11 protein-coding genes are annotated in these 10,007 nt (G+C 61.0%); 6 read left to right on the forward strand and 5 right to left on the reverse strand.

Annotation, left to right across the window (positions count from 1 at the left end; all coding sequences use genetic code 11):
- Nucleotides 1-29: 29 nt before the first annotated feature.
- The 5 genes from EFD55_RS34160 to EFD55_RS32220 all read left to right on the forward strand — a co-directional run bounded on the left by EFD55_RS34160 (nt 30) and on the right by EFD55_RS32220 (nt 6,775).
- The gene (locus EFD55_RS34160; RefSeq protein WP_281040009.1) at nt 30-158 is read left to right on the forward strand and encodes a hypothetical protein; all 129 of its coding nucleotides are present in this window, start codon (nt 30-32) and stop codon (nt 156-158) included.
- Entirely contained in the window at nt 151-1,278 is a 1,128-nt protein-coding gene (locus tag EFD55_RS32205) for a calcium:cation antiporter (RefSeq protein ID WP_125851074.1), read from the forward strand. Before EFD55_RS34160 ends, EFD55_RS32205 begins: the two co-directional genes overlap by 8 nt.
- A gap of 160 nt (nt 1,279-1,438) precedes the next feature.
- The gene (locus tag EFD55_RS32210; protein ID WP_125851076.1) at nt 1,439-2,203 is read left to right on the forward strand and encodes a bestrophin-like domain; all 765 of its coding nucleotides are present in this window, start codon (nt 1,439-1,441) and stop codon (nt 2,201-2,203) included.
- A 163-nt stretch (nt 2,204-2,366) separates the two neighbouring features.
- The gene (locus EFD55_RS32215; protein WP_125851078.1) at nt 2,367-3,563 is read left to right on the forward strand and encodes an efflux RND transporter periplasmic adaptor subunit; all 1,197 of its coding nucleotides are present in this window, start codon (nt 2,367-2,369) and stop codon (nt 3,561-3,563) included.
- A 41-nt stretch (nt 3,564-3,604) separates the two neighbouring features.
- A complete protein-coding gene (locus EFD55_RS32220; protein WP_125851080.1) occupies nt 3,605-6,775 on the forward strand; it encodes an efflux RND transporter permease subunit in 3,171 nt (1,056 codons plus the stop codon).
- A 14-nt stretch (nt 6,776-6,789) separates the two neighbouring features.
- On the opposite strand, the gene EFD55_RS32225 is transcribed toward EFD55_RS32220, so the two are convergent.
- Nucleotides 6,790-7,116, reverse strand: coding sequence for a hypothetical protein (locus EFD55_RS32225; RefSeq protein WP_125851082.1), 327 nt, complete (start codon nt 7,114-7,116; stop codon nt 6,790-6,792).
- Entirely contained in the window at nt 7,113-7,781 is a 669-nt protein-coding gene (locus EFD55_RS32230) for a DUF2092 domain-containing protein (protein ID WP_245438683.1), read from the reverse strand. The genes EFD55_RS32225 and EFD55_RS32230 overlap by 4 nt, the downstream gene beginning before the upstream one ends.
- A gap of 4 nt (nt 7,782-7,785) precedes the next feature.
- Here EFD55_RS32230 and EFD55_RS34050 point away from each other — a divergent pair, with 4 nt between their 5' ends.
- Nucleotides 7,786-7,947 carry a hypothetical protein gene (locus EFD55_RS34050; protein ID WP_245438686.1) on the forward strand — a complete coding sequence of 54 codons (162 nt, stop codon included), beginning with the start codon at nt 7,786-7,788 and terminating at the stop codon, nt 7,945-7,947.
- A gap of 148 nt (nt 7,948-8,095) precedes the next feature.
- Here the strand turns inward: EFD55_RS34050 and EFD55_RS32235 are convergent, their stop codons facing one another.
- From EFD55_RS32235 to EFD55_RS32245, 3 genes are all read right to left on the reverse strand, one after another.
- Nucleotides 8,096-8,887 (reverse strand): hypothetical protein, encoded by a 792-nt coding sequence (locus tag EFD55_RS32235; RefSeq protein WP_125851086.1) that lies wholly within the window; start codon nt 8,885-8,887, stop codon nt 8,096-8,098.
- A 335-nt stretch (nt 8,888-9,222) separates the two neighbouring features.
- The gene (locus tag EFD55_RS32240; RefSeq protein WP_125851088.1) at nt 9,223-9,750 is read right to left on the reverse strand and encodes a L,D-transpeptidase family protein; all 528 of its coding nucleotides are present in this window, start codon (nt 9,748-9,750) and stop codon (nt 9,223-9,225) included.
- Nucleotides 9,751-9,902: 152 nt separating this feature from the next.
- On the reverse strand, nt 9,903-10,007 hold a 105-nt coding region (locus tag EFD55_RS32245; RefSeq protein ID WP_148102918.1), incomplete at its 5' end, for a transposase domain-containing protein.

The raw sequence follows: 10,007 nt of genomic DNA on the forward strand, positions 1-10,007 counted from the left end.
TATTCTGGGAAAGGCGGGAGGCTTTCTGCATGAAGGCAATCGGGGTGGCTTCGCTCGGCCCCTTCATGCGGCGGCCGCAGGACAGCGGGCGGGACACGATGGCGTTGATGATCGCAGTGCGGCGAAATTTGCCCGATGGCGGCGGTTCCGATGGCTGACGGGCCGGCATTGCACAGCGTCGGCGAAACCAGCCTCCGTAGGGAATGGTTCCTCGGCGTCAGCATCGCAACCAGCCTGACATTCATTGCCCTCCCCGGGCTCTTCCAGCATCTTTCCGAGCCGCTTTGGTTCACCCTCCTTTTCGGATGGCTGTTTGCCGTCGTTCTCGGCTCCGCCTTGTCGGTCGTGCGGCACGCGGATTATCTGGCCGAACGGCTGAAGGAACCCTACGGCACGCTCATTCTGACGCTTGCCATTACCTCGATCGAGGTGATGGCGATTTCAGCCGTGATGATTCACGGCGAGAACAACCCCACGCTTGCGCGCGACACCCTCTTTGCCGTCGTCATGATTATTCTGAACGGCATGGTTGGCCTGTCGTTGCTGCTCGGCGCCTGGCGGCGGCCCGAACAGCAGCACAATCTTCAAGGCGCCAACGCCTATCTCGGCGTCATCGTGCCGCTTGCGACACTCAGCCTGGTCATGCCGACATTTCTTGCCGGCCCGGACGGGCAACATCCATCAGCCCCGCGGCAACTGATACTGGGCGTGATATCGGTCGGCCTTTACGCCACGTTTCTGTTCCTTCAGGCTGGCCGCCATCAGGATTATTTCGCCGATGACGGCAACCGTCGCGAACATCGGGGCGAACGTGCCCCTTCTCGCGGGCCGGTCTGGTTTCATGCCATTCTGCTTTTCGCTTATATGGGCCCCGTGGTCTTTCTGGTCGAGCAGCTTGCACTGCCAATCGATTACATCATCGAAACCCTGCACGCTCCGGCCGCGTTCGGCGGTGTCGTCATGGCCATCCTTGTCGCAACACCCGAGGCGATCAGTGCCGTGCGCGCATCCATCGCCAATAATCTTCAACGCTCCATCAACATCTTTCTGGGTTCGGTCCTGTCCACGATCGGGCTGACCGTGCCGGCGATGCTCGTCATCAGCCGTCTCTACGGGCACCCGGTCACGCTCGGCCTGGAACGCGGGGATCTGGTGATGCTCCTGCTCACTCTTGCCGTCAGCATCATCACCTTCGCCAGCGGCCGCACGCACCTCATGCAAGGCGCGGTTCATCTGGTGCTTTTCCTGGCTTATGTGCTGCTTATTTTCCAGCAATGACCTCCGCAGCAATGTCTTCTCGTCGTCCCGTCTTGCCGGAGAATAGAAAAGTAAAGATTCCACGCTTCGCCCGTCTTCCGCTATGATCCCGGGAACTATCACGCATCTTGCCGGCAATCGCGGCACCTGCGGAATTGACGCGACGATACGGAGACCGAACTTGAGCTCACTGCTGCTTGGCGGGCTTGTATTTGTTTTTCTGTCGGCGGCAACATCGATAGGAATGGTGATTCGTGCCCGCTTGCCGGACCACCATCTCAACTCGGAATCCAAGGATGTCATCAGGCTCGCGACCGCGGTGGTGGGAACGCTGTCGGCCTTGGCGCTCGGCCTGCTGATCGCATCCGCCAAATCCTCCTATGACAACGCCGAAGCGGAGATGAGAACCGCGGCGGCACGGATCCTCCTGCTGGACCGCGTCATGGCGCATTACGGCCCGGAAACTGATCACGCACGTCAGCTGTTGCGTGAACTCATCGAGAAGCGGCTGAGCCGTGGCTGGACCGCCGAGACCACCGACGAGGCGTCCGGCAAGCAGCTGGGGGAATATCAGGATATCGAGACGGTTCAGGGCGATCTTCGATCTCTGTCGCCGCAGGATGCCGTGCAGCGTTCTCTCCAAGCGCGCGCGCTGGAGGTGAGCGGCATGCTGGCCGAAACTCACTGGCTGCTGGTGGAATCCGGTCGCGAGGGCTTGCCCTGGGCGTTCCTCACCGTTCTCGTCTGTTGGCTCGGATTGCTTTTTGCGACCTTCGGGCTGCAGGCGCCGCCCAACCCGACGGTGCTGTCAATTCTGTTCGTTTGCGCCCTGTCCGTCGCGGGCGCGGTCTTCCTGATCTCGGATATGGCCAATCCTTATATCGGTCTGGTCCGCGTTTCGGACGCGCCTTTGCAATCCGCCATCGAGCGGCTTGGGAAACCGTAGCGACGTCGCCTCGCTTCAACACAGATTAATTGCGCACCAAGGGCTATTGCAATTTTTAGCAATGCCGCGACATAATATCACATGCCTTGAACCTTCGGAGGCCCATGGGTCGCCGTCGAGGCGCGCATGAACACTGGGGCTCGTGAATGTCGGGGCGGCGGCAATGCGTGGGAGAGTGTATCAGGGTCTGCAACTTTTCGTAGCGCTTGCCGGCATGGCAATTCTCGCTGGATGCGAGGAGAGCAGCAACACCTATGTTCCCCCTCCCCCGCCTTCGGTTCGTGTCGCGCAGCCGGTCCACCAGCCGGTAACGCTCTATTTCGAACTCACCGGCAATACCGCGCCGCTCAATTCGGTTGACATCGAGGCGCGCGTCCAGGGCTATATCCAATCCATCGACTATCAGGACGGCATGATGGTGAAGAAGGGCACCAAGCTCTTCGGCATCGAGCGCGACACCTATCAGGCGCAACTCGATCAGGCAAAGGCGTCACTCGCCTCGCAGCAGGCCTCTCAGGTCGGGGCGCAGCAGGAATATGACCGGCAGCTCAATCTCATGAAGCAGCAGGTCACTACACAGACCGCAGTCGACAGCGCCAAGGCGACGCTCGACGAGGCGAATGCAGCCATCCTCAACGCCCAGGCCAATCTCGAACTCGCGACGATCAACCTCGGCTATACGGAGGTTCTTGCCCCCTTCGACGGCATCGTCACGGATCACCTCGTCGACATCGGCGCGCTCGTCGGCATATCCGGCCCCACCAAACTCGCCAGCATCGTCCAGACCGATCCGCTCTATGCCTATTTCAACGTCAGCGAGACGCAGGTGCTGATGATCAAGGCAGATCTGGCCAAGCAGGGACGCACTTTCAGGCAGACGGACCTTCCAACCATACCGGCGGAGCTCGGCTTGCAGACGGAAGAAGGTTATCCGCACAAGGGACATCTCGACTACGTATCGCCTCAGCTCGATGCCTCCACAGGCACGCTTCAGGTGCGCGCCCTGTTCGACAACAAGGATCACGCCATGTTGCCCGGCCTCTTCGTCAGGGTTCGGGTGCCGGTCGGCCATAACGACAAGGCGTTGCTGGTGCGCGACGACGCGATCGGAACCAACCAGCTGGGCAGCTACGTGCTCGCTCTCGGCAAGGACGACGTCATCGAGCAGAAACAGGTCAAGACAGGCCAGAAAGAAGGCCCGCTTCGCGTCATCGAGTCCGGCCTCGACCCGGCTGACCTGGTCGTTATCCAAGGTATCCAGCTGGCAATCCCCGGCAGCAAGGTTACGCCGGAGAAGACGGAAATGAACCCGGCAGCGAGTGCTGCCGGCGATGCAAAGGCCACGACCACGATGCAATGAATTCGCCACCAGGCTTCATCTGAACGTCCAAGGACAACAGCATGATCTCGCGCTTCTTCATCGAGCGACCGGTACTCGCCAATGTCCTGGCGCTGGTCTTCGTGCTCATAGGCGCGGTCGCCCTCTTCCAACTGCCCGTGGCGCAATATCCGAACGTCGTTCCGCCGACCGTGCAGGTCACGACGCGCTTTCCCGGCGCCAGCGCGCAGACCCTCGTCGATACCGTCGCGCTACCGATCGAGCAGCAGGTCAACGGCGTGCAGGATATGATCTATATGCAATCGACGAGCGCCAGCGACGGTACCTATTCCCTGACCGTGACCTTTGCCATCGGAACGGATCCGGACCAGGCGCAGGTTCTGGTGCAGAACCGCGTCGCAATCGCGATGTCGTCGCTTCCCGAGGCGGTGCAGCTTCAGGGCGTCACGACCCAGAAGAAATCGACGGCGATCCTCGGCTTCGTCACCCTGACCTCGCCCGACAGCCGCTATGACAGCCTGTTCCTGTCGAATTATGCCGTCATCAATCTGCAGAACGAACTCGCCCGTCTGCCCGGAGTGGGCAACGTAACGGTTTTCGGCGCCGGCCAATATGCCATGAGGATCTGGATGGATCCGAACCTGCTGCAGGCACGCGGCCTGACGCCACAGGATGTCGTCAACGTCGTACAGCAGCAGAGCCAGGAAGTCGCCGCCGGCCAGATCGGCATTCCGCCCGTGCCAAAAGGACAGGTCTTCCAGTACACGTTGAATGTCAACGGCCGGCTGAACGATGCGCCCGACTATGAGAACATCATCGTCAAGGTTGAAACAGGACAGGGTGGCCGCATCACGCGGGTCCGCGATATCGGCCGCGTCGAACTCGGAGCCCAGACCTACAGCCAGTCCTTCATGCAGAACGGCCGGCCGGCAGCCGGCATCGGCATTTTCCAGCTGCCGGAGGCGAACGCCATCGCCGTTGCGCAGGCGGTGAACGCGAAGATGGAGGAACTCTCAAAGAGCTTCCCGCAGGGCCTCGAATATCACCTGCCGTTCGACACGACGAAATTCGTGAAGGCCTCCATCGATGAGGTCTACGTTACCCTGATCGAGGCGGGCGTGCTCGTTCTCATCGTCATCCTCGTCTTCCTGCAGGATTGGCGCGCGATGCTCGTGCCGGCGACCACGGTTCCGGTCACCATTATCGGCGCTTTCGCGGCAATGGCGGCATTGGGCTTCACCGTCAACCTGTCGACGCTCTTTGCCATCGTTCTTGCCATCGGCATCGTCGTCGATGACGCCATCGTCATCGTCGAAGGCGTCGCCCGGCACATCGAAGCGGGCATGTCCGGCCGAAAGGCGGCGGAGAAGGCGATGGAGGAACTGCTCGGTCCCGTCATCGGCATCACGCTGGTCCTGATGGCCGTCTTCATTCCGGCCGCCTTTCTGCCCGGCCTGACCGGACAGCTCTACCGGCAATTCGCGCTTGTCATCGCCGCTACGGCACTGATCAGCGCCATCAACGCCGTTACCCTGAAGCCGACGCAATGCGCCCTCTGGCTGCAGGCGCCGGTCCCGCCTGAGAAACGCAACGTTTTCTACCGCGGCTTCAACAGGGGTTACGATTGGGGCGAACGTCATTATGCCGGCCTGATCGGATCGATGACCCGCCACAGCGGTATCATGGCCATCGCGGCACTTGCGCTGATCGGCATCGCCGTCTGGGGGCTCACGCGCCTGCCGACCGCGTTCCTGCCTATCGAGGATCAGGGCTATGTGCTGATCAGCACGCAATTGCCCGACGGCGCCTCGAAGGAAAGGACGGATGCCGTCATGGAAGAGGTCGGCAAGATCGCAGAAGCGACACCTGGCGTCGATCAGGTCCTGACCATCAGCGGCATTTCCGTCCTCGACAACAATGCCAGCCTGCAGAATGCCGGCGTGGCCTATGTCGTCCTCAAGGATTGGGATGAACGCGGCAAGGAGAAGGGGCAGGATCTGCTGTCGATCTATCAGCATCTGAATGGCGCGCTGCAAAGCGTGCTGTCCGCCAAGACGCTTGTCCTCGTACCGCCTCCGATCCAGGGCGTCGGCAACGCCAGCGGCTTTACCATGCAGATCGAGATCAGGAACGGCGTTTCAGACTACCCGCTGCTGCAATCGCTTGCCGACACGATCGTCAAGAACGGCAATGCGCAGTCGTCTCTGCAGAGGCTGAGCACGCCTTTCCGCTCGAACGTGCCGCAACTCGCCGCTTCCGTCGATCGCATCAAGGCCGAGACGCTGGGAATTGCGGTGGGCCAGGTCTTTTCCGCTCTTTCCGGCTATGTCGGATCGAGCTACGTCACCCAGTTCAACAAATTCGGTCGCACCTTCCAGGTCTATGTGCAAGCCGCGTCCGATTTCCGCGTCAGCCCCGAAGACATCCGCAACCTCAAGGTCAAGGCCGGTGACGGGACGATGGTGCCGCTCGGCACAGTCATCGATGTCAGCATGACGCAAGGTCCCTCTCTGATCAGCCTCTACAATCTCTATCCCACAGCCACCATCGTCGGCGCACCCGCCACCGGTTTCAGCTCCGGCCAGTCGCTTAACGTCATGGAGCAGCTTGCCGATCAGACGCTGCCGCCAGGCACCGGCTTCGAATGGACGGCGCTCTCCTACCAAGAGAAGGCGGTGGGCGGTCAGATCTATTTCGTCTTCGCGCTCGCCATGCTCCTCGTCTATTTCGTCCTTGCGGGCCAGTATGAAAGCTGGATCCTGCCGCTGGCGGTCATATCAGCCGTGCCGCTTGCTCTCCTTGGCACGGTGGCGGTGCTGATGGCGGTGGGCGCCGCCAACAATCTCTATACCCAGATCGGCATCATCCTGCTGATTGCCCTCGCAGCCAAGAACGCAATCCTCATCGTCGAATATGCGCGGGAAAAGCGGGCGGAAGGCATGGAAATTCTCGACGCGGCGGTCGAGGCCGCGCGCCTGCGTTTCCGGCCCATCCTGATGACCTCCTTCGCCTTTATCCTCGGCGTCCTGCCGCTCGTGCTGGCGACAGGCGCCGGCGCATCGGCCCGCAAGTCGATCGGCATATCGGTCTTCAGCGGCATGATCGCTTCGACTTGCCTCGCCGTGCTCTTCGTGCCGTCCTTCTACGTCCTGCTGCAGCGCCTCGAGGAATATTGGAAGCGGCGCCCCAAGGCCGAAGAGGTGGCAAAAGCCGAAATATCGAAGGTGGGATAGGGCAGCCGCAATCCCTACTGCACGATCACCTGCACGTAAACGCTGCCGCTCTTGGCGTAATAAAGGGAGCCGCATCGATAGTAGTAACCGCCGTAATAGGGACCGTAGAGGCACCCCGGCGGAAGCACGGCGATCGTCGTCGCCGTCCGCACGACCCGGCGCGTCGTCCGGCGGGCAACACCCGCATAGGAGAGCGGCGTCAGCGGCCGGCCAATGACCGCGCCCGCCGGCGTGGCAAAGCCGATCGACAACGGAACGACTCCCTGCCCTTCGATGCGAAAGTCGGTGAATGTCAGGACCCCAGCAAGGCCGAGAGCGAACAGCAGCTTGTTACGGTTCATTTCACTTCTCCCGTATCGGCAGGGGCCGGAAGCTCATCGAGCGATTGCAGTTCGCTGAGATCGACCGTCTTCGCACCGGCTGGAATCTCTATGGTGTAGGACTCAGCTGCGACATCGGCTCCGCTTTTGAAATCACTGATTTCGAGCGTGTACTGCGGCGCCTGGACGATGTGTTTGCTGGTGATGACGTAACGGCGCGGTATGGGCTGCGAACCGGCCTGTATCCAGATCTGCCAATCGATCTCAGGCGTTCGGAAGGCCAGGTAGTCGCATTCGACGCCGTCCACGAAAGCGCTGGAAATGTGCTTCGCCTCGGTCACATCGGTCATCAACACGTCATAGACGTCGGAGGACAGAAGATCCGCGCCCGGCGCCTCCACGCCCGCGGTCATCATCCTGTCAATCAGGTCGTCGAGCGAACCCTTGCCATCGATCTTGGCATAGGCGTCGAGGTTCTTGCCGTGAACCGTCAGCGACGCGCCGTCGAAACTAACATCGACGTCGGCGAAGCCGCCGGTGCGCGTGACCCGCAGCTTATCGGGGCGCGTCAGGTTGGCCGTGCCGGAACTGACGAACTGGAGCTTCTCGAAGTCGGGCGTCACCGCTTCCAGCGACGACTGGTAGGTAAACGATATCGTCTTCTGCGCCGCCAGAAAATCGGACATTTTCTTGAGCAGCTCTTTTGCATCATCCGCCCAGGCGCTCGTCGGCAGCGCCAAGCTGGCGGAAACCGACGCATATATGAACATCCGCTTCAATCGCGGGAAAGGGAAAGTCGATGACATGGCAATGCCTTTCGTTCGTGTCGTCATTGATTTCATCGAAAGATGACGGCTCCGGGTCTGCCGCAGCCGGACATGAGATGTGAAACATGAAGGCAGGCAAACGAAGAGCCTTGCCTGCCTTGGCGGTATCGCGCCCATCGGGTTTCCCGCCGGAGCGCGATAGCCTCTTTCGAGGAGCAGGTTTCGAACGGAGGCTACAATCCTGAGGTCAGGACCTTATGGCAGGCCGGCGACACGCGCTGCAGATTGTCCCGCAGGCAGGCGATACCCCGCCCTCCGCCCAGAGGCACCATGCGGCATAAGGCGCGGAAATCCGCTCCGCAGGTTTCCCTGAGGATCATCAACTCCTCGCGTGGAGAGAAGGCCGGCATCATGGCTCCGGCAGCCGGCGCGCTCGGGGCCGTGGCGGCAGTATTGCCAGATGCCGGGGCCGATCCCCCCAGTGCCGCAACGGCCTGCTGGCACGGCGCCGATAGAGCGGCGTTGTGCTGTTGCAGGCAGCTGAGCGCCTCGGCGCCTCCCGGCGTCACGCCGGAACATTGTGCCATGAAATCGCGCTGACAAGCCGATTTGACCGCATTGCGCTGTGCCTGGGTCGGTTGATGCGCGGGCGTGCCGGTTGCGGGTGCCGGAGTCGTCGCCCCGGTCGTTGTAGGCGCGGCCGGGGCGGGCTCCGCGGATGTCGATTTGGGCTTGGCGCTTATCGCCGAAACCGCCTTCCGGCAGCCTGCGGAAAGCGTGGCGCTATGCTGTTGCAGACATGTAAGCGCCTCGATGCCTCCAGGCGTCACCCCGGAGCATTGCGCCATGAAATCGGAGCGGCATTCCGCCTTGACCGCATTGCGCTGCTCTTCGGTCGGCGCTTGCGCCGAAGCGACACTGGCAAAGAGCGCCATTGCGCAGAGCGCTGACAACCCTGATATTGCCGGCAAAGGACGGCGCCTCCGATACGGAGGCGTCAGCAAAGAAGGTGCCCGTTTTCGCATTATTCCCCCCTATAACTCGCTGATCTACTTCACGAAATCGAACCGCCCTTCTGAATAGGACAACAGGCGCCGCCAAGAATGGACGGACGTTGCTTAGTGTCATGAAAATATAAGAAGCGCCTGACTTACATATATTTGAATATTATTATTTTAGCAACTATCTAAAGCATGGCACAACCTTTCGGATATGCCGGCAGCACTTCAAGCCCCTCGTTTGCTCCATGCCTCAATCGCAAAACCATCGCACCCTTTCGAGCGGCATGTTCGACTCGAATTTATAGACCGATGCGTTGAAAATCGATCGCGTGCTGTTTGTCGGATCGCCCCGCCGGTTTTCACCGCCGGATCTCGACCGGCGTGCCATCTGGCACCACCCGCCAGACCTCTTCCATTTCCGCATCAGTGACAGCCACACAGCCCGCCGTCCAGTCCGCCCAGCGATGGAAAGTCCCGAGCCAGCCGAGGCCGTTGCGAATGCCGTGGATCATGATGTCGCCACCCGGTTTCTCACCGCGCGTCACGGCGGCCGCAGTGTCCCGAGCGTCGGGATAGCTGATGTGCAGAGAAAGGTGGAAGGCGCTGCGCGGGTTCCGCGCATCGATCCGGTAATTGCCCTCCGGCGTCCGGTTATCCCCCTCTCTCGTCTTCGCCTCCAGGCCGCCACGCCCGAGGGATACGACGTAGGTTCTCAACGTCTGCCCACCGCTGAACAATGTCATGGTGTGGCCGGTCTTGTCGATCAGAACGGAATCGGCTCGCGCATTTGCGGGCAGAGGAGGCTCAGCGGACCGTCCAAGAGCCGCAGTCGCCGCAATGACCGCTGCCACTGCGCCCACCATCAACACCAGCGGCTTCGATTTCATCGACAATTCCTTCGCCCTACCTCCGGTGCAGATTGTGGACGCAGCGCGAACAAGGCAAGATGATCGAGAAACCCTTTCCGGATTTCCCACTGCTGCACGATCGATTGAACGAGAACCTCGTCATTGCTCCGTAAGCGACAAGCTGGGGCCACTCAGGCTGTATAGTTCCACGGCATGAGGGCTTCGATTTCGGTGTTGGGCCATGCCTTCGCAAGGCGCTCAAGCGTCTGTCTGAGCCAGGCCTGCGGATCGACGTT

The organism is Rhizobium pisi (assembly GCF_003938655.1).
GTDB lineage: Bacteria > Pseudomonadota > Alphaproteobacteria > Rhizobiales > Rhizobiaceae > Rhizobium > Rhizobium pisi.

What these genes read in the sequence shown, in the direction of transcription:
- EFD55_RS34160 (WP_281040009.1), top strand. Translation starts at nt 30, where the DNA reads ATGAAGGCAATCGGGGTGGCTTCGCTCGGCCCCTTCATGCGGCGGCCG.
- EFD55_RS32205 (WP_125851074.1), top strand. Translation starts at nt 151, where the DNA reads ATGGCTGACGGGCCGGCATTGCACAGCGTCGGCGAAACCAGCCTCCGT.
- EFD55_RS32215 (WP_125851078.1), top strand. Translation starts at nt 2,367, where the DNA reads ATGCGTGGGAGAGTGTATCAGGGTCTGCAACTTTTCGTAGCGCTTGCC.
- EFD55_RS32220 (WP_125851080.1), top strand. Translation starts at nt 3,605, where the DNA reads ATGATCTCGCGCTTCTTCATCGAGCGACCGGTACTCGCCAATGTCCTG.
- EFD55_RS32225 (WP_125851082.1), bottom strand. Translation starts at nt 7,116, where the DNA reads ATGAACCGTAACAAGCTGCTGTTCGCTCTCGGCCTTGCTGGGGTCCTG.
- EFD55_RS32230 (WP_245438683.1), bottom strand. Translation starts at nt 7,781, where the DNA reads ATGTCCGATTTTCTGGCGGCGCAGAAGACGATATCGTTTACCTACCAG.
- EFD55_RS32235 (WP_125851086.1), bottom strand. Translation starts at nt 8,887, where the DNA reads ATGCGAAAACGGGCACCTTCTTTGCTGACGCCTCCGTATCGGAGGCGC.
- EFD55_RS32240 (WP_125851088.1), bottom strand. Translation starts at nt 9,750, where the DNA reads ATGAAATCGAAGCCGCTGGTGTTGATGGTGGGCGCAGTGGCAGCGGTC.